At 72.9% G+C, this 24,149-nt stretch carries 21 protein-coding genes; 6 read left to right on the forward strand and 15 right to left on the reverse strand.

The genetic code is table 11. The annotated features are described in order from the left end of the window. The first annotated feature begins 128 nt into the window (after window positions 1-128). Window positions 129-596: an RDD family protein gene (locus BLW86_RS27070; protein WP_093876455.1), complete on the forward strand. Its 468-nt coding sequence runs from the start codon at window positions 129-131 to the stop codon at window positions 594-596. Window positions 597-660: 64 nt separating this feature from the next. On the opposite strand, the gene BLW86_RS27075 is transcribed toward BLW86_RS27070, so the two are convergent. The 4 genes from BLW86_RS27075 to lipB all read right to left on the reverse strand — a co-directional run bounded on the left by BLW86_RS27075 (window position 661) and on the right by lipB (window position 3,836). Beyond that, complete coding sequence (locus BLW86_RS27075) at window positions 661-1,365, reverse strand: DUF4191 domain-containing protein (protein WP_093876456.1); 705 nt, start codon at window positions 1,363-1,365, stop codon at window positions 661-663. 10 nt (window positions 1,366-1,375) lie between these two features. Further along, window positions 1,376-1,591, reverse strand: coding sequence for an SCO2195 family GlnR-regulated protein (locus BLW86_RS27080; protein WP_030691846.1), 216 nt, complete (start codon window positions 1,589-1,591; stop codon window positions 1,376-1,378). A 390-nt stretch (window positions 1,592-1,981) separates the two neighbouring features. Then, window positions 1,982-2,935 carry a lipoyl synthase gene (gene lipA / locus BLW86_RS27085; RefSeq protein ID WP_093876457.1) on the reverse strand — a complete coding sequence of 318 codons (954 nt, stop codon included), beginning with the start codon at window positions 2,933-2,935 and terminating at the stop codon, window positions 1,982-1,984. Between the two features lie 103 nt (window positions 2,936-3,038). Further along, on the reverse strand, window positions 3,039-3,836 hold the full coding sequence (lipB, locus tag BLW86_RS27090) for a lipoyl(octanoyl) transferase LipB (protein WP_093878895.1): 798 nt from the start codon (window positions 3,834-3,836) through the stop codon (window positions 3,039-3,041). Between the two features lie 288 nt (window positions 3,837-4,124). Between lipB and BLW86_RS27095 the strand changes: the two genes are divergently transcribed. Beyond that, on the forward strand, window positions 4,125-5,606 hold the full coding sequence (locus BLW86_RS27095; protein WP_093876458.1) for an NsdA family TPR-like regulatory protein: 1,482 nt from the start codon (window positions 4,125-4,127) through the stop codon (window positions 5,604-5,606). A 481-nt stretch (window positions 5,607-6,087) separates the two neighbouring features. Here BLW86_RS27095 and BLW86_RS27100 read toward each other — a convergent pair whose 3' ends face one another. Next, window positions 6,088-7,449: an NAD(P)/FAD-dependent oxidoreductase gene (locus BLW86_RS27100; protein ID WP_093876459.1), complete on the reverse strand. Its 1,362-nt coding sequence runs from the start codon at window positions 7,447-7,449 to the stop codon at window positions 6,088-6,090. Window positions 7,450-7,641: 192 nt separating this feature from the next. Then, on the reverse strand, window positions 7,642-8,562 hold the full coding sequence (locus tag BLW86_RS27105; RefSeq protein ID WP_093876460.1) for a TIGR01777 family oxidoreductase: 921 nt from the start codon (window positions 8,560-8,562) through the stop codon (window positions 7,642-7,644). Window positions 8,563-8,876: 314 nt separating this feature from the next. Here BLW86_RS27105 and BLW86_RS27110 point away from each other — a divergent pair, with 314 nt between their 5' ends. After that, entirely contained in the window at window positions 8,877-9,374 is a 498-nt protein-coding gene (locus BLW86_RS27110; RefSeq protein WP_093878896.1) for a GNAT family N-acetyltransferase, read from the forward strand. Window positions 9,375-9,477: 103 nt separating this feature from the next. On the opposite strand, the gene BLW86_RS27115 is transcribed toward BLW86_RS27110, so the two are convergent. Then, window positions 9,478-10,131, reverse strand: coding sequence for a TetR/AcrR family transcriptional regulator (locus BLW86_RS27115; protein ID WP_093878897.1), 654 nt, complete (start codon window positions 10,129-10,131; stop codon window positions 9,478-9,480). Window positions 10,132-10,250: 119 nt separating this feature from the next. Here BLW86_RS27115 and BLW86_RS27120 point away from each other — a divergent pair, with 119 nt between their 5' ends. Both BLW86_RS27120 and BLW86_RS27125 read left to right on the forward strand, forming a co-directional pair. Continuing rightward, complete coding sequence (locus BLW86_RS27120) at window positions 10,251-11,045, forward strand: SDR family NAD(P)-dependent oxidoreductase (protein ID WP_093876461.1); 795 nt, start codon at window positions 10,251-10,253, stop codon at window positions 11,043-11,045. Then, the gene (locus BLW86_RS27125; RefSeq protein ID WP_093876462.1) at window positions 11,045-11,878 is read left to right on the forward strand and encodes an SDR family NAD(P)-dependent oxidoreductase; all 834 of its coding nucleotides are present in this window, start codon (window positions 11,045-11,047) and stop codon (window positions 11,876-11,878) included. The genes BLW86_RS27120 and BLW86_RS27125 overlap by 1 nt, the downstream gene beginning before the upstream one ends. 39 nt (window positions 11,879-11,917) lie before the next feature. Here the strand turns inward: BLW86_RS27125 and BLW86_RS27130 are convergent, their stop codons facing one another. After that, window positions 11,918-12,439 (reverse strand): DUF4240 domain-containing protein, encoded by a 522-nt coding sequence (locus BLW86_RS27130; RefSeq protein WP_093876463.1) that lies wholly within the window; start codon window positions 12,437-12,439, stop codon window positions 11,918-11,920. A gap of 99 nt (window positions 12,440-12,538) precedes the next feature. Here BLW86_RS27130 and BLW86_RS27135 point away from each other — a divergent pair, with 99 nt between their 5' ends. After that, a complete protein-coding gene (locus BLW86_RS27135) occupies window positions 12,539-13,459 on the forward strand; it encodes an SDR family oxidoreductase (protein ID WP_093878898.1) in 921 nt (306 codons plus the stop codon). On the opposite strand, the gene BLW86_RS27140 is transcribed toward BLW86_RS27135, so the two are convergent. From BLW86_RS27140 to BLW86_RS27170, 7 genes are all read right to left on the reverse strand, one after another. Further along, complete coding sequence (locus tag BLW86_RS27140) at window positions 13,450-14,412, reverse strand: helix-turn-helix transcriptional regulator (protein ID WP_093876464.1); 963 nt, start codon at window positions 14,410-14,412, stop codon at window positions 13,450-13,452. The two genes, BLW86_RS27135 and BLW86_RS27140, sit on opposite strands and share 10 nt — an antisense overlap. Window positions 14,413-14,596: 184 nt before the next feature. Beyond that, complete coding sequence (locus BLW86_RS27145) at window positions 14,597-15,061, reverse strand: hypothetical protein (protein WP_143060282.1); 465 nt, start codon at window positions 15,059-15,061, stop codon at window positions 14,597-14,599. Window positions 15,062-15,136: 75 nt separating this feature from the next. Then, window positions 15,137-17,842 carry a pyruvate dehydrogenase (acetyl-transferring), homodimeric type gene (aceE, locus tag BLW86_RS27150; protein WP_093876466.1) on the reverse strand — a complete coding sequence of 902 codons (2,706 nt, stop codon included), beginning with the start codon at window positions 17,840-17,842 and terminating at the stop codon, window positions 15,137-15,139. 297 nt (window positions 17,843-18,139) lie between these two features. Further along, a complete protein-coding gene (locus BLW86_RS27155) occupies window positions 18,140-18,763 on the reverse strand; it encodes a GntR family transcriptional regulator (RefSeq protein ID WP_030691858.1) in 624 nt (207 codons plus the stop codon). A 118-nt stretch (window positions 18,764-18,881) separates the two neighbouring features. Further along, complete coding sequence (sucB, locus tag BLW86_RS27160) at window positions 18,882-20,684, reverse strand: 2-oxoglutarate dehydrogenase, E2 component, dihydrolipoamide succinyltransferase (RefSeq protein ID WP_093876467.1); 1,803 nt, start codon at window positions 20,682-20,684, stop codon at window positions 18,882-18,884. Between the two features lie 62 nt (window positions 20,685-20,746). Beyond that, window positions 20,747-22,135 (reverse strand): dihydrolipoyl dehydrogenase, encoded by a 1,389-nt coding sequence (gene lpdA, locus BLW86_RS27165; protein WP_093876468.1) that lies wholly within the window; start codon window positions 22,133-22,135, stop codon window positions 20,747-20,749. A gap of 296 nt (window positions 22,136-22,431) precedes the next feature. After that, window positions 22,432-23,940, reverse strand: a complete 1,509-nt coding sequence (locus BLW86_RS27170; RefSeq protein WP_093876469.1) for a leucyl aminopeptidase — start codon at window positions 23,938-23,940, stop codon at window positions 22,432-22,434. Between the last annotated feature and the right edge of the window lie 209 nt (window positions 23,941-24,149).

Consider the following 24,149-nt stretch of genomic DNA (forward strand, 5'->3'; position numbering starts at 1 on the left):
ACGGGATTTCTCAAGCATGACCCATTTGTTTCGTCGAAGTTAACCGGGCCGGGTGCCGCCCCGCCACGCCGGCGCCGTACGCCCACCCGGGCCGAAGTGATCAAAAACGGGCGCAGTACCGTGGTCGGGTGGACAACAGGCAAGCACTCGGATCTTGGCTCTCCGGCCCCCGCGCGGCGGCCGAGGACGCAGGCGTCGACTTCGGCTACCGCGGCGAGCAGCTCGGGCTGCCCGAGGAGGGTCCCGGCTCGATCGCCCGCCCCGGGCGGCGCCTGGGCGCCCTCGCCGTCGACTGGGCCCTCTGCATGCTGATCGCATACGGCCTGATCACCGACGGCTACAACCAGGCGACGGGCAACTGGGCCCTGCTCCTCCTGTTCGTCCTGGGCGTCCTGACGGTCGGCACCGTCGGCTCGACGCCCGGCAAGCGCCTCTTCAGCCTGCGCGTCGTCTCCGTGAACGGCGGCCGCCTCGGCCTGTTCCGGGTCGCGATCCGCTCCCTGCTCGTCTGCCTCGCGATCCCGGCCCTCATCTGGGACCGTGACGGCCGCGGCCTCCACGACCGCCTCTCCGGCGCCGTCCAGGTGCGCGGCTGAGGGCCGGAGACACGAGAAAGGCCCCGGACCGCGCGGTCCGGGGCCTTTCTCGTCAGGTCGGGTGTCAGCGCATCTTTCCGCCGCGCGGCATCCGCATGCCCTTCGGCATCGGACCCTTCGGCAGCGGCATGTTGCTCATCAGGTCGCCCATCGCCCGCAGCCGGTCGTTGGCCGCGGTCACCTGCGGGCCGGTGAGCACGCGAGGCAGCTTGAGCATGGTCGTACGGATCTTCTTCAGGGGCACCTGGCCGTCGCCGTCGCCGACGACGATGTCGTGCACCGGCACGTCCACCACGACGCGGTTCATCCGCTTCTTCTCGGCCGCGAGCAGGGTCTTGACCCGGTTCGGGTTGCCCTCGGCCACCAGCACGATGCCGGCCCGGCCGACCGCGCGGTGCACGACGTCCTGGCTGCGGTTCATCGCGACCGCGGGGGTCGTCGTCCAGCCGCGCCCGACGTTCTGCAGCACCGCCGCCGCCGCGCCCGGCTGGCCCTCCATCTGTCCGAAGGCCGCGCGCTCGGCGCGCCGCCCGAAGACGACGGCCGCGGCCAGGAGCGCCAGGACGAAGCCCAGGATGCCCAGGTAGACCGGATGACCGATGAGGAAGCCGATCGCGAGGAGGACACCGAGTACGCCGATGCCCACGCCCGCGACGACCAGGCCGACCTTAGGGTCGGCCTTCCGGGTCATCTGGTACGTGAGGGCGATCTGCTTCAGTCGCCCGGGGTTCGCAGCGTCAGCGCTGCCCGTGTTTGCCTTCCTCGCCATGTCCAGAAGTTTACGTGGCCCGGGAAGCCCGTCCCGACGCGGCCTCCATCACGTGCTGGGCCTCCACCCGGTCCTTGGCGCGGCGCCGGTCCTCCAGGACGGAGTTCCAGGCGTTCCGCCGCGCGGTGCGCTGGCCGGCGCCCAGGAGCAGCGCCTCCACGGCCTTCAGGGCGTCGGTGACGGACGGGATCGCGGTGACGCGGACGTGCGTCGATGCGGCCGGCATGTCGGGGTCCTCCCTCGATTGCGGGTGAGACGAGGTGGGGGTGTGAGCGGGTGGTGGCGGTGAGTGAAACCAGGCTCACAGATCGGTGTTACCAGGGCGTGACCCGGTGGTCAAACACTGGTGAAGCGTGGATGCGGCCATGTGGAGGACCGGACGGACGCCGACGCGGCCCGTACGGCCCCCTGAGCTGCGGGGGCGTACGGGCCGCGTCCGATCCGGCCAGTACTGGCAGGTAACTACTTGTGCGGCGATTCACACAGGCTCGGGGCGGGCTCGGGCGGCCTGGGTGGCGTTGTCGACCGCGCCGCGCTCCGCCGGTCTTCCGGTCGCGCTCCGCCTCGCCACCGCTCCGGCCGCGGGCCCGCCCTCGTTCCTCGGGCGGACCCGCACCTACGCTCCGGCTCGGCTGCGCTGCTCCATCGCCTGCTGGTACAGCCGGCCCGCGCGGTACGAGGAGCGGACCAGCGGGCCCGACATCACGCCGGAGAAGCCGATCTCGTCGGCCTCCTCCTTCAGCTCCACGAACTCCTGCGGCTTGACCCAGCGCTCCACGGGGTGGTGCCGGACCGAGGGGCGCAGGTACTGCGTGATCGTGATGAGCTCGCAGCCCGCGTCGTGCAGCTGCCGGAGTGCCTCGCTGATCTCCTCGCGGGTCTCGCCCATGCCGAGGATCAGGTTCGACTTCGTGACCAGACCGTAGTCGCGGGCCTGGGTGATGACGTCCAGGGAGCGCTCGTAACGGAAGCCCGGGCGGATCCGCTTGAAGATCCGCGGGACGGTCTCGACGTTGTGCGCGAAGACCTCGGGGCGCGAGTCGAAGACCTCCTTGAGGAGCTCCGGCACCGCGTTGAAGTCGGGGGCGAGCAGCTCGACCTTGGTGCGGCCCTCGGTGCGGTCCGCCGTCTGCTGGTGGATCTGGCGCACGGTCTCCGCGTACAGCCAGGCGCCGCCGTCCTCCAGGTCGTCGCGCGCGACGCCCGTGATGGTGGCGTAGTTCAGGTCCATCGTGACGACCGACTCGCCCACGCGGCGGGGCTCGTCACGGTCCAGCGCCTCGGGCTTGCCCGTGTCGATCTGGCAGAAGTCGCAGCGCCGGGTGCACTGGTCACCGCCGATGAGGAAGGTCGCCTCGCGGTCCTCCCAGCACTCGAAGATGTTGGGACAGCCCGCCTCCTGGCAGACCGTGTGCAGGCCCTCGCTCTTCACGAGGCCCTGCATCTTCGTGTACTCGGGACCCATCTTCGCGCGGGTCTTGATCCACTCGGGCTTGCGCTCGATGGGGGTCTGGGCGTTCCGGACCTCCAGGCGCAGCATCTTGCGTCCGTCGGGGGCGACTGCGGACACATCGGCTCCTGTAGCTTCGATTCTTCGGCGTACACCAGGGTACGCCCGTTGCTTCCATGCCTTGCTTACGTCCGGCCAACCTGTGGCCGAAGCTCGGCATTCCTCAGGCCGAGGCCCGCTCGATCTCCCGCGGCTTCAGCTCCGCGTTCTCCAGCACGTCCCGCAGGTGCTTCTCCGCGACCGGGAGCACCTCCTCGATCGTCAGGTCCCGGCCCAGCTCGTTGGCGAGCGAGGTCACGCCCGCGTCGCGGATGCCGCACGGGATGATCCGGTCGAACCAGGCGTTGTCCGGGTTCACGTTGAGGGCGAAGCCGTGCATGGTGACGCCCTTGGCGACCCGGATGCCGATCGCGGCGAGCTTCCGGTCCTCGCGCCGCTGGCCGGCGTTGGACGGGGCGTACTCGGGACCGTTGAGGCGCGGGTCGAACTCCTCGTCGTTCAGTCGGGGGTCGAAGTCGAGGGAGAGGCCGCCGATCGACGGCCGCTGCTCGACCGGGTCGCCGAGCACCCAGACCCCGCTGCGTCCCTCGATCCGCGTCGTCTCCACGCCGAACTCGGCGGCCGTACGGATCAGGGCCTCCTCCAGGCGGCGCACGTGCGCGACGACGTCCACCGGGCGGGGCAGCTTCATGATCGGGTAGCCGACCAGCTGGCCCGGGCCGTGCCAGGTGATCTTGCCGCCCCGGTCCACGTCCACCACCGGCGTCCCGTCCAGCGGCCGCTCGCTCTCCTGCGTGCGCCGGCCGGCCGTGTAGACCGGCGGGTGCTCCAGCAGCAGGCAGGTGTCGTCGATCTCGTCGGCGAACCGCGCGGCGTGCACTTCGCGCTGCCTGTCCCAGGCCACCTGGTAGTCGACGGACTCCTCGCCGAACCCAAGGCGGACGAATCGCAGCTCACTCACGGCCATGCCTCCTCCTGGGTACCGGAAGCCGGGGACCGGGGATCATCCCGGGCCGGCTCGGCACCATGCGTCATTCGCGCCCATGCCACTGTACGGCGGCACCGGGGACGGCCCTCCGGCAGGTGGACGGGGGCGCCTACGTCAGCGGTGCCGTCAATCCTCACACGATCGGATGAATGTGGGGCGAAGGTGGCGGTACGGGCCGTGGGGACCGCTAAATTCACGCCGTTCCATGAGGGTCCGACGGGGCTGCCGCCCGGGCCCGGAAGGCAGGAGACCGCACAGCTGATGACGGAACGACCACCGCAGCGCATCCCGAACCGCCAGCTCGCCGCGCTCATCGCCGAAGCCGGGTTCTCCAACGCGGGGCTCGCCAGACGGGTCGACCAGCTCGGTCTGGAACACGGGCTCGACCTGCGGTACGACAAGACCTCCGTGACCCGCTGGCTCCGCGGTCAGCAGCCGCGCGGCACCACCCCCGCCCTCATCGCCGAGGTCTTCACCCGCCGCCTCGGCCGCCGCCTCTCCGCCCAGGACCTCGGCCTCGACGCCTGCGCGCCGGTCTACGCGGGCCTGGAGTTCGCCGCCACCCCCGAGGAGGCCGTCGACATCGTCAGCGGCCTGTGGCGCAAGGACTCCGGCAGCCACGCCGAACTCCGCAAGATCGCCTTCACCCCGGCCGGCCTCGTCGTCCCCAGCCGCGACTGGCTGATCGGCCGCGCCGACGACCGGGTCGCCCGCGGCGAACCCGCCCCCACCCCGCCCGCCCGCCCGGGCGCTCCCCTCGGAGCCGCGCAGGACCCCCGGGTCCCGCCCCAGGGCCGCTTCTCCGTCCCCCGCCAGCGCGGCACGGACAGGGGCCCCGGGCAGCGGGTCTCCAGCGGCGACGTCGCCGCCCTCCGCTCCGTCGGCGAGCTCTTCCGCACCCTCGACCACGCCTACGGCGGCGGCCACGCCCGCCAGGCCCTCGTCCGCTACCTGGAGCACGAGGCCGAGCCGATGCTGCGCGGCACGTACGGGGAGAGCACGGGCCGCCGGCTCTTCGCCGCGGCCGCCGACCTCACCCGGCTCGCCGGCTGGACCTCGTACGACATCGCCGCCCACGGCCTCGCCCAGCGGTACTTCGTCCAGGCGCTGCGCCTCGCCCAGGCGGCCGGGGACCGGGCCTACGGCTCGTACGTGCTCCTCACCATGAGCTGCCAGGCCGTCTACCTCGGCCACGGCCGCGAGGCCGTCCAGCTCGCCAGGGTCGCCCAGCAGGGCGTCGGCCCCGCCGCCCCGCCCGTCGTCCAGGCGATGCTGCACGCCGTCGAGGCGCGCGGGCACGCCGTCCTCGGCGAGGCGCGGGTCTGCAGCGCCTCCCTGGTCCGCGCCGAGCGGGCCCTCGAAGCGGCCCGACCCGGAGACGAAGTGCCGTACTGGGCCCGCCACTTCGACGAGGCGCAGCTCGCCGACGAGCTCGGGCACTGCCACCGGGACCTCCAGCAGTACCGGACCGCCGCGCAGCACGCCGAGCGCGCGCTCCAGCTCCGCGCACCCGGCTTCGCCCGCAGCCGCCTGTTCTGCCGGGTCGTCCTCGCCACCTCACGCCTGGCCCTGGGCGAACTGGAGCAGGCGTGCGCGCTGGGCGCGGAGGCGGCGCAGCAGGCGTCGGAGATGCGGTCGGCGCGGGCGCTCGAATACGTCCGCGACTTCGAGCGCCGGCTCGAGCCGTACCGCGACGCGGCGGCGGCCCGCACGTACCGCGACCGAGTAGCCGCCCTGGGCTGACGCCCCCGCCTTCGTGCGGGCTGCGCCTGCCGGGGCGGTGCCCCCCGCCTTCGTGCGGGCTGCGCCTGCCGGGGCGGTGCCCACCCGCCGTGTGGGCAATCGTCCCGCTGGGGCGAGGGGGTCCCCCCTGCTCGAGCGAAGCCGAGAGCTTGGGGGAGGGTGGGCACACGGGACGGCGCCCTGAGCGGCGCCCCCGCGTTCCGCGCCTGGACCCGCACCACGTTGTGCGGCGCGCATCCGGTGCGGGTCAGGGCTCGGGAGCCTGGGCCCGGCAAGGGGCGCCGTCCGTTGTGCCCACCCGTTCCGCCCCAGCGGAACGATTGCCCACAACGGGGGTGGGCGGGCGTGGGGGTGGGCACCGCCCCGGCGGAACCAGCGCCCACAACGGGGTGTGGGGGCGGGCACCGCACCGGCGGGCGCGCCCGCAACGGGGGCGGGCGGGCGCCGCCCCGGCGGAACCGGCGCCCATGGCGGAGGCCGGTCAGGCTGCCCTGTCGTTCGCCGGGGCCGGGCGGCGGATCTTCAGGTCCGTCAGGAGGGACTCCGTCGCCCGGTGGGCCGAGGAGAGGGCGCCCTGGGGCGTGCTGACGTCCCGGTGGTCCCCACAGACGTACAGACCGGCCAGCAGCCGGACCGAGCGGCGCGCGTCGTGCGGCGGCGGCATCGAGGGGACCGCCTGGGCGGTGTGGTAGAGCGCGAGGAGCTCCCAGTCGTCCGTGGAGGTGCCGTAGAGCGTGGCGAGGTGCTTGCGGACACGCCGCTCCGTGTCGTCCGGCGGCGCCCCGAGGACCGTCGAGGTGATGAGGGCCCGCCCGGCCGGGGCCCGGGACGGGTCGACCGCGCTCATCACCGCCGTGTGGGCCACCGGCCCGTCGGGGTCGGACTCCAGGAGCAGGGTGGGGTCCGCGGTGGGTGCCACGGGCGCCGTGTGGTGCAGGACGGTCACCGGGTGGAAGCCGGGGACGCGCAGGCCCGGCAGCAGCTCCGCCGCCGTGCGCGCGCCCGTGGCCAGGAGGACGGAGCGGCAGCCGATGACGCCGTGTTCGGCGGTCGTGACCCGGGAGACCGACACGTCGGTGACCCGGACGCCGGTGCGGACCGTACCGGGCGGCAGCGCGGCGGCGAGCCGTTCGGGGAGCGCCGCCGAGCCGCCTTCGGGGACGGCCGGCCGGCCGCGGGCGAAGGCCCGTAGCGCCAGGTCCGCCTGACGGCTCGACATGCCGAGGTCCGGGTCGGCGAGGAGCGCGGCGAGCAGCGGCCGCAGCACGCCCTGCACGGTCCGGGCGGGGAGCCGGGCGGTGAGGGCCTCGCGGGCGGTCCGCTCGGGGCGGGCGAGCAGGCGTGCGGTCGGGGTCGCGGCGAGCCGGACGAGGGAGGCGCCGAGCCGCGCCTGGTCGAGCGAGGCGGCCGGATTGCGGGGGGCGCTCGCGAGGGCGCGCGCCACGCTAAACGCTCCCCCCACGCCCCGGTGGACCCCGCCGCCCCGGTGGCCGGCCGTCCGGCGCGGGTGCGGAAGGGCCCACCGTGCGTACCGCCCGTCGTTGTGGACGAGCACGCCGGGGGCGAAGGGACGCAGCGCGAGCCCGGCGAGCCCCGGCGCGGCGCGGAGGTCCTCGGACGAGAGCGTGAGCAGCGGGCCCGTCCGGTCGAGCAGGAAGCCGTCGACGGGGTCGGTGGCCAGCCGGCCGCCGACCCGTGGCTCCGCCTCCAGGACGGCGACGGCGAGCCCGGCGCAGGTCAGCCGGTGTGCGGCCGCCAGCCCCGCGATCCCGGCTCCGACGATGACGACGTCGACGGCCTCCACGACGTCCCTGTGCTGTGCGCTGCTTGCGGTACTGAGCACGTGCCCCTCCCCAGGTCGGCGCCGTCAGTGGGAGGCGTTATGCCCCCAACAGGCCCGCGGAATGCCCGAGTTCGCGTTCGTATCGAACAGTGGGCATCGAGCCTAGGCAGCGCTCCCACCGGAGGAGGCCCGCGCGCGGCGGGGTGCACGCAGCACGGAGGAGCACAGGAGGCCTCGCCGGGGGAGGGGGTGTCAGCGCAGCGCCGCCCGGATCGAGTCGTCGATCGTCGGGAAGGCGAAGTCGAAACCGGTCTCCAGCAGCCGCCCCGGCAGCACCCGCTGACTGCCCAGCACGTCCTCGGCGAAGTCGCCGAGGACGACCTTCAGGGCGGGCGCCGGCACGGTGAAGAGCGTCGGGCGGCCCAGTACCCGGCCCATCGCCGCCGTCACCTCGCGGTTGGTGACGGGCTCCGGGGCCGTCAGGTTCACCGGGCCCGAGAGGGTCGGGGTGTCGACGAGGTGGCGCAGGGCGGCCACCTCGTCGTGGAGGGAGATGTACGACCAGTACTGGCGGCCGTCGCCCATCCGCCCGCCGAGTCCCGCGCGGAAGACGGGGAAGAGCCGTCCCCAGGCGCCGCCCTCGCGGGCGACCACCAGGCCCGTGCGGGCGTAGGCGACCCGGATCCCGGCCTCCTCGGCGGGGGCGGCCGCGGCCTCCCACTCCACGCACACCGAGGGCAGGAAGCCCGTGCCGGCGGGGGCGCTCTCGTCCACCGCGCGGGTGCCGGTGTCCCCGTACCAGCCGAGCGCCGTGCCGCAGACCAGCGTCTGAGGCGGGTCGGCGAGCGAGGCGAGCGCCTGGGAGATCGCCGTCGTGCCGAGGACCCGGCTGTCCCGGATCTCCTTCTTGTACGCCTCGTTCCAGCGGCGCTCGCCGACGCCGGCGCCCGCCAGGTGCACGACGGCGTCGACGCCGACGAGCCCGGCGGCGTCCACGTACAGCCGCTTCGGGTCCCATTCGACCTCGTCGGCGGTGCGGGCGGGGCGCCGGACCAGGCGGAGGACGTCGTGCCCGTCGGCGCGCAGGGAGCGGACCAGGGCCGAGCCGATGAGGCCGGAGGCGCCGGTGACGGCGACGCGCTTGCGAGTGGAGGAACGCTGCATGCGCACCATCCTGCCCTCCCCGGCCGGGGCCTGTCTTTCGGGTCGGGCCGGGCTCGCGGGGCCTGGCCCGTACTCCCCCGTAGTCCTTCGGGCACGGGAGGTGCCCCCGCGCCGCGTTGCCGTCGGTCGCCGGCTCCCCCGGCCACCGCTGGGAGGTGCCCCCGCCGCGCCGACTCCCTCCTCCGCCTTGCGATCGCGCTCGGCGTCCGGAGGATGAATCAGGGAGCCGGGACGGAGCGAGCGAAGCGAGTGCAGTGCACCGGGCCCCGCTCCCTGATCCGGTCCGACCCGAAGGACAGGCCCTGCGTGGCACAGTGGCCGTCATGATCGTGCCGGAGACGCAGATACGGACCGCCGTGCGGGACGACGACGCCGCGCTCGCGGAGCTCGACCGGACCACCTGGTCGACGCTCCACGCCGTGCTGCCCGTCCCGGCGCCGGGCGAGCCCTTCTTCGACGCGCGCCACCTGCCCGGCGACTATCTCGTGGCGGTGCGCGGCGGGGCGGTCGTCGGTTACGTCCGGGTGGTGCCGCCGACCCCGCTGGCCGCCACCGCCCACGTCCGCCAGATCCAGGGCCTCGCCGTCGCCGAGTCGGCGCGGGGCAAGGGCGTCGCGCGGGCGTTGCTGCGGGCCGCCATGGACCGGGCCCGGGAGCAGGGCGCCGTACGGATCACCCTGCGGGTCCTCGGTCACAACGCGCCGGCCCGCGCGCTCTACGCCTCCGAGGGCTTCGTGGTCGAGGGCGTGCTGCCGGGGGAGCTGCTCCTCGACGGGGCGTACGTGGACGACGTGCTCATGGGCCGGTCGCTGGTCCGCTGAGAGCCCGCGGCAGCTGCCCGGTCCGGTCGCCGCCCGGTCGGGAGCCCGCGACAGCCGCCGCCCCCGGTCGCTCCTGGGCCGGCGCGCCCCGTCACGAGCCCCCTCACGCGTCCCGCAACAGCCGCATCCCGCCCATCAGTTCGCGCAGGCAGCGGACCGCGAGCGCGGCCGGTGCGCCCTCTCCGCGCTCCGGGGCGTCCGTCTCCGCCCAGCTCTCCAGGGCGATCCGGATGGCGTCGGTGGCAGCCGCCGCCGCGAGCCGCACCTCCAGCGGGTCGGCCTCCGGGCCGGCGAGCCCGGCGACGACCTCGCGCAGCCGCTCCTCGGACTCCTGGTTGACCCGGTACCAGACGGCCCGGAGGGCGGGGTCCTCGGCGGCGGCCCGCAGCAGCCCGCGCGTCCAGCGCAGGCCCTCCGCGTCCGCCTCGCTCTCCGGCGTGAGCGACGCGGCGATCGAGCGCTCCAGGGCCTCGGGCACGCCGGCGCCCGGTTCCGTCGCGGCGAGGCGCTCCCGCCAGCGGTCGGCGCCGCCCGCGAGGAGCGGGGCGACGGCGTCCTGCTTGGAGCGGAAGTAGCGGTAGAAGGTGCGCAGGGCGACGCCGGCCCGCTGGGCGATCTCCTCGGCCGTGGTGCCGTCGGGGCCGCGCTCGGTGAAGAGCTCGGCGGCGGCGCGGGCGATGTCGAGCTGGGTGGCGGCCTTGCGGCGCTCCGTCAGCGAGGGGGTGGGGGGCGCGGCGCCCTCGGGCTTGGTGCTCACCCACGAAGCGTACGCCTGCGACTGCCGAAGATGCATGACGTGCATGTGTGGCAAAACGTGCCACTTCGGCGTACGGTGGCGGCATTCCCCGGAAAGCTTGACATCGAGAGGTTGCCGCCATGAACCAGCTGACCCGTTACGAAGGACGCCGCGCCCTCATCACCGGCGGCGGCTCCGGCATCGGCCAGGCCACCGTCCTGCGCATGCTCGCCGAGGGCGGCCGGGTCGTCGCCGCCGACATCAGCGAGGACGGCCTCAAGGACACCGTCGCCAAGGCCGGCGATGCCGCCGACCGTCTCACCACCGTCCTCGTGAACATCGCCGACGAGGCCTCCGTGCGGGCCGGCGTCGCCACCGCCGTCGAGGCGCTCGGCGGCCTGGACGTCCTGGTCAACGCGGCCGGCATCCTGCGCTCCTCGCACACCCACGAGACGAGCCTGGACTCCTTCGAGCAGGTGATCCGGATCAACCTCACCGGCACCTTCCTCATGATCCGGGAGGCCGTCCCGGCGCTCCTGGAGGGCAACGGCTCCGCCGTCGTCAACTTCTCCTCCACCTCCGCGATGTTCGCCCACCCCTACATGGCGGCCTACGCGGCCAGCAAGGGCGGCATCCAGTCCATGACCCACGCGCTCGCCTCCGAGTACGCCAAGCAGGGCATCCGCTTCACCGCCGTCCAGCCCGGCTCCATCTCCTCCGGCATGACCGACGGCTCCGGCGCCTCCAAGCAGTCCATGGGCCCCGGCCTGCCCGAGGACACCGACTGGTCCCTCTTCGGCAAGCTCGCCCCCGCCCTCGGCCAGGGCTTCGCCGGCCCCGAGACCGTCGCCGGCGTCGTCGCGATGCTCGCCTCCGAGGACGGGAAGTTCATCACCGGCACCGAGGTCCGCATCGACGGCGGGACCCACTTCTGATGACCGCCGCCGAGGTGTTCGGCGGGCGCACCGCCGTCATCACCGGCGCCTCCTCCGGGATCGGCGCCGGCCTCGCCCGGCACGCCGCCGGGCTCGGCATGAAGCTGGTCCTCGCCGACATCGCCGCCGAGCGGCTCGCCGAGTTCGCCGGCGAACTGTCGGCCACCGGCGCCGAGATCACCGCCGTCGTCACCGACGTCGCCGACCCCGCCTCGGTCGAGGCCCTCGCCGACACCGCGTACACCCGGTTCGGCGCGGTCGACCTGCTCGTCAACAACGCCGGGATCATGGCCATGGGCTACTCCTGGGAGATCCCGGCCGCGCGCTGGGACGCCATGCTCCGGGTCAACATCGGCGGGTACGTCAACGGCATCCGGGCCTTCGTGCCGCGCATGCTGGAGCGCGGCGAGAAGGCCTGGGTGGTCAACGTCTCCTCGATCGGCGGCATGCTGCCGAGCCCGCTGATGGCGCCGTACAGCGTCACCAAGTTCGGCACGCTCGCCCTCACCGAGTCGCTGCACTACGAGATGCTGATGAAGGGCGCCCCGATCCAGGTGTCCGTCGTGACGCCCGGCTCGGTCAAGAGCGAGATCTTCAAGGTCGCCCGCCCCGGCGAGACCGAGCCCCCCGAGGTCGCCGCCTTCAACGAGCAGCTGCAGGACCTCGCCGACGAGCACGGGCTCACGCCCGAGGAGCACGCCGCGCGGGTCTTCGAGATGGTCGCGGAGGGCAAGTACTGGGCGATCCCGCAGCCCGAGCAGCTCTTCCCGGCACTCCAGCCCCGCACGGACATGATCCTCGGCCAGGAGAACCCCCGGCTCCGGCTCGGCTGAACCGCCCCAGGGGTGTCCTGCCCATCGGGCAGGACACCCCTACGTCGTCCCGAAGCGCTCCCACAGCCGGGGGAAGCGGGCCGCGAGCACCTCGTCGTCACCCAGGTCGAAGGGGGTGCCCAGCGGCTCCCCGCCCGGCATCGGAATGCCCAGGTCGGGGGTCTCACCGCCGGTCAGCTGCTCGTACGCCTCGTCGGCGGCGAAGCCGATCTCCTCACCGTCCCCGTCGATCTCCACGTCGAAGTCGCCGAGCAGCTCCGCCAGCGCGTCCGGATCGTGCACGGCCCCCTCGTACACCTCCCGGCCCTGGCCGATCAGCCAGCAGCGGAACGAGTCGAAGGTCTCCTCGCCCGCCCCGTCGAAGAGGACGGCCGCCGCACCCCACAGATCCCAGAGGTACGCGCGGTTGAAGCGGGCCTCGAAATGGCGCGCGTAGTCGAGCACCGAGTCGGGGTCGAGCCGGGTCAGCCGCTCCACGAGCAGGTCGGCCTGCTCCTCGGGGTCGCCCTCGGCTTCCTCGCGGGTGGCGTCGATGAGCTCCCAGAACTCGGTCTCGTCCATCACCGCTCCAGCATCGTGGCTCGTGGGGTGCGACGCACCCGGAAAGCCGGAAACGAATCCGGACAGAAGGTGTCGTGTTTCTCTGCCAGTCTGGTGATCATGACGACTGAGACCACACCCCTGAGCGGACGGATCTGCCTGGTCGCCGGGGCCACCCGGGGCGCCGGACGGGCCATCGCCGTCCAGCTCGGCGCCGCAGGCGCCACCGTGTACGTCACGGGCCGCACCACCCGCGAGAAGCTCAGCGAGGTCGGCCGCGCCAGCGAGACCATCGAGGAGACCGCCGAACTGGTGACGGCCGCCGGCGGCGAGGGCATCCCCGTCCCCACCGACCACCTGGAGCCCGACCAGGTCCGGGCCCTCGTCGACCGGATCGACCGCGAGCGGGGCCGGCTCGACGTCCTCGTCAACGATGTGTGGGGCGGCGAACACCTGGTCACCTTCGGGAAGAAGACCTGGGAGAACGACCTCGCCGGCGGCCTCCGGATGCTCGAACTCGGCGTGCGGACCCACGCCATCACCTCGCACCTCGCGGTCCCGCTGCTGATCCGCAACCCCGGCGGGCTCGTCGTCGAGGTCACCGACGGCACCGCCGCGTACAACAGCACCCACTTCCGCGAGAACCTCTACTACGACCTCGCCAAGAACGCCCCGATCCGGATGGCCTTCGGCCTTGCCCGGGAACTGGAGGAGTACGGCGGCACCGCCGTCGTCGTCACCCCCGGCTGGCTCAGGTCGGAGCAGATGCTCGCCGGCTTCGGCGTCACCGAGGAGAACTGGCGCGACGCCACCGAGAAGATCCCCGACTTCGGCGTCTCCGAGTCACCGGTCTACGTCGGCCGGGCCGTCGCCGCCCTCGCCGCCGACCCCGACCGGCACCGCTGGACCGGCCGGTCGCTCTCCAGCGGCGAGCTGGCGAAGGAGTACGGCTTCACGGACGCGGACGGCTCGCAGCCGGACGCCTGGGGCTTCATCGTCGCGAGCGAGACCGGGAAGCCGGACGTGGCCGACTACCGGTAGAGCTCCGCCAGGCCCCGGGCCGCCTCCGCGAACCGCTCCCGGAGCGCCTCCGGGGCCAGCACCTCCACCTCCGGGCCGAGCCCGAGCAGCTGACCGAAGGCGACCTCCTCGCTCTCCACCCGCAGGACGACCCGCACGAGGCCGCCCTCGGCGATCCCCGCAGCCAGCGCCTCCCCGGCGGCCGCCCGGTCCGTGACGTACGGCAGCCGGCGGACGCCCGCCTCCGAGAGCCGTACGACCACCTCCGTACGGAGCAGGGAGCGGGCGAACTCCGCCGACCGCTCCTCCCAGAAGACGGGCAGGTCGAAGTCCGGGTCCCGGTCGAACCGGGCCTCGCCCACGGCCACCGCCGTGAACCGGTCCACCCGGTACGTACGGAACGAGGAACCCGAGCGCGCGCACACGTACCAGACGCCCGCCTTCAGGACGAGGCCGTACGGCTGGAGCTCCCGCTCCACCTCCTCGCCGTCCCCGCGCCGGTACCGCGCCGACACCCACCGGTCGTCCCAGACCGCCTCCGCCACCGGCGCGAGCAGCTCCGGCGTCTCGGGTTCCTGGTACCAGCCCGGCGCGTCCAGATGGAAGCGCCGCGCCGCCGACTCGTGCGCGTCCCGCAGCGAGGGCAGCAGCGCCGCCGACACCTTCAGCCGGGCCGCCGAGGCGGCGTCCTCCAGGCCCATGTCCCGCAGCGCGCCCGGCAGTCCGGACAGGAACAGCGCCTCCGCCTCGCCGCGCCCGAGCCCGGTCAGCCGGGTCCGGTACCCGCCGACCAGCCGGTACCCGCCGGTCCGGCCCCGGTCCGCGTACACCGGCACCCCCGCCTCCGACAGGGCGAGCGCGTCCCGGGTCACGGTCCGCTCCGACACCTCCAGTTCGGCGGCGAGCTGGGCGGCGGTCATGGACGGCCGGTTCTGGAGCAGCAGGACCATTTTGATGAGGCGAGCGGCACGCATGGGCCCCAGACTGCCATCCATGCCGGGGTCCTCGGGGCCGGAGGCCATGGGGGAGAAGCGGTGCGACGGGGCGTGCTGCCGGACGACCGGTACGAACCGGCGCGGGAGCTCGGAAGCGGCGGGTTCGGCGTGGTGTGGTCCGCCCGCGACCAGAAGACGCAGCGGGACGTGGCGGCCACACTGCTCAAGGGAGGCGCGGCATGGGGAACGAGGACGTCCTCATCCGCTTCCGCCGCGAGATCCGTGCCGCCGCGGAGCTGCCGGGGCGGCACACGACGGTCGCCCACGACCGGGGCGAGGCCGGGCCCGCGCGCTGGTGGCCGACGGCCGGGCCGAGGCGGACCCGCTGCTCACCGCCGCCCGGACGGTCATGGCCGACGCCCGGGCCGAGTCCGACGCCCTGCTCGCCGACGCCCGGACCCGCTCGGCCGTCGAGACGGCCGAGCTCACGGAGGTCCGTACGGCCGTCGCCGACATCCTCGCCGACAGCACGTACCGGCCGGTCGGCGCCCTCGCCGAGCAGCGCGACCGCATCCTGCGCCGGCTCACCGACCTGGCCGCCGTGCTCTCGACGGCCCCCGAACCCGCCCCCGCCCAGGGCCTGGCCCACCCCGCCCCGGCCGCCGCGGGCCCCCGCGGCAGCGCGCACAGAAGCGAGGGGCCGTGGCCCGTACGCGCAGGCGTACGGGCCACGGCCCCTCAAGCAACCCGGTCGGGTCCGGCCTTACAGGCCGTAGCGCTCGCGCGCCTCCTTCACGGCCGTCGCCTGGACCTCGCCACGGCGGGCCAGCTGGGCCAGGGCCGCGACGACGATCGACTGGGCGTCGACGCCGAAGTGGCGGCGGGCCGCGTCGCGGGTGTCCGAGAGGCCGAAGCCGTCGGCGCCCAGCGAGGTGTAGTCCTGCTCGACCCACTGCGCGATCTGGTCCGGGACCTGGCGCATGTAGTCGGAGACCGCGAGGACCGGGGAGTCGATGCCCTCCAGGGCCTTGCGGATGTACGGCGTCTGCTCCTCGCCGCGCAGGAGGGCCGCGTCGGCCTCCAGCGCGTCGCGGCGCAGCTCGGTCCAGGAGGTCGCGGACCACACGTCGGCGGCCACGCCCCACTCGGCGGCGAGCAGCTTCTGCGCCTCCAGGGCCCAGTGGATGGCCGTGCCGGAGGAGAGCAGCTGGATGCGCGCGGCGTTCGCGGGCAGCTCCAGACCGGCCGACTCCGCCGTGTTGAAGCGGTAGAGGCCCTTGACGATGCCCTCGTCGATGCCGGCCGGCTTGGCCGGCTGCGGCATCGGCTCGTTGTAGACCGTGAGGTAGTAGAAGACGTTCTGGTCCTCGCCCTCGGCGGCCTCGCCGTACATCCGGCGCAGACCCTCCTTGACGATGACCGCGACCTCGTAGGCGAACGCCGGGTCGTACGTCAGCGCCGCCGGGTTGGTGGCCGCGATGACGGGGGAGTGGCCGTCGGCGTGCTGGAGGCCCTCGCCGGTCAGGGTGGTGCGGCCGGCGGTGGCGCCGACGAGGAAGCCGCGGCCGAGCTGGTCGCCGAGCTGCCACATCTGGTCGGCGGTCCGCTGCCAGCCGAACATCGAGTAGAAGATGTAGAAGGGGATCATCGCCTCGCCGTGCGTGGAGTACGCGGTGGACGCGGCGATGAAGTCGGCCATCGAGCCGGCCTCGGTGATGCCCTCGTTCAGGATCTGGCCGTTGACGGCCTCCTTGTAGTACATCAGCTGGTCGCGGTCGACCGGCTCGTACGTCTGGCCCTTCGGCGAGTAGATGCCGAGCGACGGGAACAGCGACTCCATACCGAAGGTACGGGCCTCGTCCGGGACGATCGGGACCCAGCGCTTGCCGGTCTCCTTGTCGCGGATCAGGTCCTTGATCAGTCGCACGAACGCCATCGTCGTGGCCATCGACTGCGAGCCGGAGCCCTTGTCGAACGCGGCGAACGCCTTGTCGGCCGGGGCCGGCAGCGGGGCGAGCGCGTGCGTGCGGCGGGCCGGGGCCGGGCCGCCGAGGGCCGCGCGGCGCTCCTGGAGGTAGCGGACCTCGGGGGAGTCGGCGCCGGGGTGGCCGTACGGCACCTGGCCGTCGACGAACTGCGCGTCCGAGATGGGCAGCTCAAGAAGGTCACGCATGTTCTTGAACTCGTCCGTCGTCAGCTTCTTCATCTGGTGGTTCGCGTTCTTCGACGCGAAGCCCTCACCCAGGGTGAAGCCCTTGACGGTCTGCGCCAGGATGACCGTCGGCGCACCCTTGAACTCCAGGGCGGCCTTGTACGCGGCGTACACCTTGCGCGGCTCGTGACCACCGCGGGAGAGGTGGAAGCACTCGAGGATCTTGTCGTCGCTCAGCAGCTGCGCCATCGCGACGAGCGCCGGGTCCTTGCCGAAGAAGTCCTGGCGGATGTAGGCGGCGTCGCGGGTCTGGTACGTCTGGACCTGCGCGTCGGGCACCTCGCGGAGGCGGCGGACGAGGGCGCCGGTGGTGTCGAGCGCGAACAGCTCGTCCCAGGCGTTGCCCCACAGCGACTTCACGACGTTCCAGCCGGCGCCGCGGAACTGGGCCTCCAGCTCCTGCACGATCTTGAAGTTGGCGCGGACCGGGCCGTCGAGGCGCTGCAGGTTGCAGTTGATGACGAAGGTCAGGTTGTCCAGACCCTCGCGGGCCGCCAGGGCGAGGGCCGCGGTCGACTCGGGCTCGTCCATCTCGCCGTCACCGAGGAACGCCCACACGTGCGAGGCGGAGACGTCCTTGATGGAGCGGTTGGTCAGGTAGCGGTTGAAGCGCGCCTGGTAGATCGCGGAGAGCGGGCCGAGACCCATGGAGACGGTGGGGAACTCCCACAGCCAGGGGAGACGGCGCGGGTGCGGGTAGGAGGGCAGGCCGTTGCCGCCGGACTCCTGCCGGAAGTTGTCGAGGTGGGCCTCGTTCAGGCGCCCGTCGAGGAAGGCGCGGGCGTAGATGCCGGGGGAGGCGTGGCCCTGGATGTAGAGCTGGTCGCCGGAACCGTCGGCTTCCTTGCCCTTGAAGAAGTGGTTGAAGCCGGTCTCGTAGAGCCAGGCCGCGGAGGCGAAGGTGGCGATGTGGCCGCCGACGCCGTGCTTGGAGCCGCGGGTGACCATCGCGGCCGCGTTCCAGCGGTTCCACGCGGTGATCTTCCGCTCCATCTCCTCGTCGCCGCCGAACTCGGTGATCGAGGGCTCGGCGGAGGTGGGGATGGTGTTGACGTAGTCGGTCTCCAGGAGCTTGGGGAGGGCCAGGCCCGCGCCTTCGGCGTGCTGGAGGGTACGGCGCATCAGGTAGGCGGCCCGGTGGGGGCCGGCGGCCTTGGTGACGGCGTCCAGGGAGGCCGCCCACTCGGCGGTCTCCTCGGTGTCACGGTCCGGGAGCTGGTCGAGCTCGCTCGGAATCTTGCCTACGGGATCGGTCATGATCGCCGCCTTCCGGACAGATGGGGGTGGAGATAAGGGGGCCTTGTCTGGCAGGACAGGGCGAAGGGCCGGGTGACGGCCCGCCGAAGACTGTAAACCGGCGATCGATGATCGATCAAAGGGTTGAAGCGGAAAACCTCTTCAGATCGAGAAAGTCGGCACAGGGTGCCGCGAAAACGGGCACCCGGTGCCTTGTTTTCGAAGGGTTTCCGCAGGTGGGGGCAGCTCCCTGAGAGGACGCTCGCACACATGAGCGGAGCCCCGCCGGTGGCGGGGCTCCGCAGGGTCTCGTACGGCTCAGGCGCGCGGCGCGCAGCCCAGGACGTGCGCCTTCACCAGGGCGCCGATGTTCGGGTCGCCCCGCCGGAAGGCCTCCACCAGCTCCTGGTGCTCCTCCGCGTACGACTTCTGGACCGTGCCCAGCCAGCGGATCGACAGGGCCGTGAAGACCTCGATGCCGAGCGTCTCCCAGGTGTGCAGCAGGACGCCGTTCCCGGCCGCCTTCACCAGCTCCCGGTGGAAGGCCACCGTGTGCCGGACCTGCGCCGTCCCGTCCGAGGCCGCGTCCGCCTCGTACAGGGCCGCCACGTGCGGCTCCAGGGCCGAGCAGTCCGTCGCGAGGCGCCCGGCCGCCAGCTCGGCCGCGATCTGCTCCAGACCGGCGCGTACGGGGTAGCTCTCCTCCAGGTCGGCCGCGGTGAGGTTGCGGACCCGGACGCCCTTGTTGGGCGCCGACTCGATCAGCCGCAGCGACTCCAGCTCGCGCAGCGCCTCGCGGACGGGCGTCTGGGAGACCTCCAGCTCGGTCGCGATCCGACGCTCCACGATGCGCTCGCCCGGCTTCCAGCGGCCGCTGACGATCCCCTCCACGATGTGCTCGCGGATCTGCTCGCGCAGCGAGTGGACGACGGGGACGGTCATGAAGCGGCTCCTCGGGGAGTGTTGACCCTTAGACAATACGGCGGCGCCCCCGTCCGGAAACACTTCCGGACGGGGGCGCCGCAGGTGAGGCTCGTTACGTTGCGCCTCGGACGACGGATCAGAGACCGAGGTCGACCTCGAACTCGCCGGCCTCCAGGATCGCCTTGACGGCCGTCAGGTAGCGGGCCGCGTCGGCGCCGTCCACCAGGCGGTGGTCGTAGGACAGCGTCAGGTAGGTCATGTCGCGGACGCCGATGACGGTGCCCTCGGCGGTCTCGATGACGGCCGGACGCTTGACCGTGGCACCGATGCCCAGGATGGCGACCTGGTTCGGCGGCACGATGATCGTGTCGAACAGCGCACCGCGCGAACCGGTGTTGCTGATGGTGAAGGTCGCACCGGACAGCTCGTCCGGCGTGATCTTGCTGGCGCGGACCTTGCCGGCCAGCTCGGCCGTGGCCTTCGAGATGCCGGCGATGTTGAGGTCGCCCGCACCCTTGATGACCGGGGTCATCAGGCCCTTCTCGGAGTCCACGGCGATGCCGATGTTCTCCGAGTCGAAGTACGTGATCGTGCCCTCGTCCTCGTTGATCCGGGCGTTGATGACCGGGTGGGCCTTCAGCGCCTGGGCCGCCGCCTTCACGAAGAACGGCATCGGGGAGAGCTTGACGCCCTCACGGGCGGCGAACGTGTCCTTCGCCCGGGCGCGCAGCTTCATCAGCTTGGTGATGTCGACCTCGACGACCGAGGACAGCTGGGCCTGGCCGTGCAGCGCCTTCATCATGTTGTCGCCGATGACCTTGCGCATGCGGGTCATCTTGACGGTCTGACCGCGCAGCGGGGAGACCTCGAGGGCCGGAGCCTTCGGCGCCGCGGCGGCCGGAGCTGCGGCGGGAGCGGCAGCGGCGGCCTTCTTGGCCTCCGCGGCCGCGAGGACGTCCTGCTTGCGGATGCGGCCGCCGACGCCGGAGCCCTTGACGGACGCCAGGTCGACACCGTTCTCGGTGGCGAGCTTGCGGACCAGCGGGGTCACGTACGCGCCGTCCTCCGCCGGCTGTGCGGCGGCGGGGGCAGCCGGGACCGGGGTGACCACGGCCGGGGCGATCGACGGGGCGGCGGCGGCCGGAGCCGGAGCGGCGGCCGGAGCGGCCGGGGCCACCGGCGCGGGGGCCGGAGCCGGAGCGGCCGGGGCGGCCGGAGCCGGAGCCGGGGCGGCGGGGGCCGGGGCCGGGGCGGCGGCGGGGGCCGGAGCGGCCGGGGCCGGGGCGGCGGCCGGAGCGGCACCCGCGGCACCGATGACGGCCAGCTTGGCGCCGACCTCGGCGGTCTCGTCCTCGCCGACGACGATCTCCAGGAGAACGCCGGAGGCGGGGGCGGGGATCTCGGTGTCGACCTTGTCCGTGGAGACCTCGAGCAGCGGCTCGTCGGCCTCGACGGTCTCGCCGACCGACTTCAGCCAGCGGGTGACGGTGCCCTCGGTGACGGACTCGCCCAGCGCGGGCAGGACGACGTCGGTGCCCTGGGCGGAACCGGCACCGGCGGTGGCCTCGGCGGTCGGGGCCGGAGCCGGCTCCTGGACCTCGGTGGACGGGGCGGCCTGCGGCGCCGGGGCGGCCGGGGCCTCGGCGGCCGGAGCCGGAGCGGCCTCGGCGGCGGGGGCCGGGGCGGCCGCGGGGGCGCCGGAGCCGTCGTCGATGATGGCCAGCTCGGCGCCGACCTCGACCGTCTCGTCCTCGGCGACCTTGATGGAGGCCAGGATGCCCGAGGCGGGGGCGGGGATCTCGGTGTCGACCTTGTCGGTCGAGACCTCGAGCAGCGGCTCGTCGGCCTCGACGCGCTCGCCCTCGGCCTTGAGCCAGCGGGTGACGGTGCCCTCGGTGACGCTCTCGCCGAGCGCCGGCAGGGTTACGGAAACCGACATGGTTTCAGTTGCTCCTAACGAATTGCGGAAAGTGGTCGTCGCGCCCTGTGATGACGTGAGCGTCAGTCGTGGGAGTGCAGAGGCTTGCCGGCCAGGGCCAGGTGGGCCTCGCCGAGCGCCTCGTTCTGCGTCGGGTGGGCGTGGATGAGCTGCGCGACCTCGGCCGGCAGCGCCTCCCAGTTGTAGATCAGCTGCGCTTCGCCGACCTGCTCGCCCATGCGGTCACCGACCATGTGGACGCCGACCACGGCACCGTCCTTGACCTGGACGAGCTTGATCTCGCCCGCGGTCTTGAGGATCTTGCTCTTGCCGTTGCCCGCGAGGTTGTACTTCAGGGCGACGACCTTGTCCGCGCCGTAGATCTCCTTGGCCTTGGCCTCGGTGATGCCGACGGAGGCGACCTCGGGGTGGCAGTACGTCACCCGCGGCACACCGTCGTAGTCGATCGGCACGGGCTTCAGGCCCGCGAGCCGCTCCGCGACGAGGATGCCCTCGGCGAAGCCGACGTGCGCGAGCTGGAGCGTCGGGACGAGGTCGCCCACGGCCGAGATCGTCGGCACGTTGGTGCGCATGTACTCGTCGACCAGGACGTAGCCGCGGTCCGTCGCGACGCCCTGCTCCTCGTAACCGAGACCGGCGGAGACCGGGCCGCGGCCGATGGCGACCAGGAGGACCTCGGCCTCGAAGGTCTTGCCGTCGGCCAGGGTGACCTTGACGCCGTTGTCGGTGTACTCGGCGGACTGGAAGAAGGTCCCGAGGTTGAACTTGATGCCGCGCTTGCGGAACGCGCGCTCAAGAAGCTTCGAGCTGTTCTCGTCCTCGACCGGGACGAGGTGCTTCAGGCCCTCGATGACCGTCACGTCGGTGCCGAAGGACTTCCACGCCGAGGCGAACTCGACGCCGATGACGCCGCCGCCGAGGATGATCGCGGACTCCGGGACCCGGTCCAGCGTCAGCGCGTGGTCCGAGGAGATGATCCGGTTGCCGTCGATCTCCAGGCCGGGCAGGGACTTCGGCACGGAGCCGGTGGCCAGAAGGACGTGACGACCCTCGACGCGACGGCCGTCCACGTCGACGGAGGTCGGGGAGGACAGGTGACCGGTGCCCTCGATGTACGTCACCTTGCGGGAGGCGACGAGACCCTGCAGACCCTTGTACAGGCCCGAGATCACGTCGTCCTTGTACTTGTGCACGGCCTTGATGTCGATGCCCTCGAAAGAGGCCTTGACACCGAACTGCTCCGCCTCGCGCGCCTGGTCGGCGACCTCGCCGGCGTGGAGCAGGGCCTTCGTCGGGATGCAGCCGTTGTGCAGGCAGGTGCCGCCGAGCTTGTTCTTCTCGATCAGTGCGACGTCCAGGCCCAGCTGCGCTCCGCGCAGCGCCGCGGCGTAACCGCCGCTACCGCCGCCGAGGATCACTAGGTCGAAAACGGTGCTGGCGTCGTTCGCCACGTCACGTCCTCCATGCATGTGCGCTCGTCGCCGGTCGTCGATGACCTGGCGGCGGCTGGTGTCCGGCCGCTTTATTTCGGCCCTGTGGTGGGGGCCCTGTCCTGCCGAGAACCCATCTTCGCACTTGTTGACGGACGACGGGACGCGGGGCCGTGCTCTGAGACGGCCGATCGTCCGTACGGAGGGGGCACGAGGGCGTACGAACCTACGGATTTCGTCGCGAGCGAACAGTCGCCGACGCACGGGGAAGGCCCCGGAGCCGAAGCTTCCGGGGCCTTCCGTCACACCTGCGGTGCTCAGAGCTCGCCGGCGGCCGTGCGCTCGGCCAGCTTCACCAGGGTGCGGACCGAGGAGCCGGTGCCGCCCTTCGGGGTGTAGCCGTACGGGGCGCCCTCGTGGAAGGCCGGGCCCGCGATGTCCAGGTGGGCCCAGGTGATGCCCTCGCCCACGAACTCCTGCAGGAAGAGACCGGCGACCAGGCCGCCGCCCATCCGGACGCCCATGTTCGCCATGTCGGCGGTGGGGGAGTCCATGGTCTTGCGCAGGTCCGCGGGGAGCGGCATCGGCCAGGACTGCTCGCCGACCTCCTCGGCGATCTCGTGGATCGCGGTCCGGTAGTCGTCGTCGTTGGCCATGATGCCGAAGGTGCGGTCGCCGAGCGCCAGGACCATCGCGCCGGTCAGGGTCGCCACGTCGACGATTGCGTCCGGGTGCTCCTCGGAGGCCCTGGTGATCGCGTCGGCGAGGACGAGCCGGCCCTCGGCGTCGGTGTTCAGGACCTCGACGGTCTTGCCGCTGTACATGCGCAGCACGTCACCCGGGCGGGTGGCGGAGCCGGACGGCATGTTCTCGGCGAGGGCGAGCCAGCCGGTGACGTTGACCTCCAGGCCGAGGCGGGCCGCGGCGACGACGGCGGAGAACACGGCGGCGGCGCCGCTCATGTCGCACTTCATCGTCTCGTTGTGGCCGGCCGGCTTCAGGGAGATGCCGCCCGAGTCGTAGGTGATGCCCTTGCCGACGAGGGCGAGGGTCTTCTCCGCCTTCGGGTGGGTGTAGGCGATCCGGACCAGGCGCGGCGGGTTCACGGAGCCGACGCCGACACCGAGGATGCCGCCGTAGCCGCCCTTGGCGAGCGCCTTCTCGTCGAGGACCTGGACCTTGAGGCCGTGCTCCTTGCCAGCGGCCTGGGCGACGGCGGCGAAGGCGGCCGGGGTCAGGTCGTTCGGCGGCTGGTTGATCAGGTCGCGGGCGCGGTTGATCTCCTCGGCGACGGCCTGGGCGCGCTCGGCGGCGGCCTTGTGGGCCTTGTCGCGCGGCTTGGCGCCGAGCAGGGCCACCTCGGCGAGGGGCTTCTTCGCGTCCTTGCCGTTCTCCTGGTAGGCGGTGTACGCGTACGCGCCGAGCAGGGCGCCCTCCGCGATGGCGGCGGCGTCGTCGGCGGTGGCGATCGGCAGCGCGAACGCGGCCTTCTTCGAGCCGGTCAGGGTGCGGGCGGCCGTGCCGGCGGCGCGGCGCAGGATCTCCGCGTCGAAGGACTCGCCGTCCTCGGGGGCCGCGCCGAGGCCGACGGCCAGGACGACGGGGGCCTTGAGACCGGCGGGGGCGGGCAGCTTCGTCGCCTCACCTTCGGCACCCGAGGCGCCCAGGGTCTCCAGGACGGCGGCGAGCCGGCCGTCGAAGGCCTTGTCGACGGCCTCGGCGCCCGGGGCGACGACCAGCGTCTTCCCGGACTTCGCGACGCCGACGACGAGGGCGTCGGCGCGCAGCGTCGCCGCGCCGGCCGTGCTGAGAGTGAGAGCAGTCACGGTGGTGAAATCTCGCTTCCATTGAGTTCTGTTGCGGTCGAGGGATGGGCCGACCGTGCCCGCCGCATCGTATTTCGGCCCGGAGAGCGCCGAGAACGAGCCTACGCTCGCTCGCAAGGTTCGATCACGGCGGCGTTGATTCACTCATCCGTGGTGTCTCTTTCATGTTTACCCTTTCGGCCTCTGTCGTCCGGTCACACTCGCCTCAT

It is taken from the genome of Streptomyces sp. TLI_105 (assembly GCF_900105415.1).
In the GTDB taxonomy this organism is placed as follows: Bacteria; Actinomycetota; Actinomycetes; order Streptomycetales; family Streptomycetaceae; genus Streptomyces.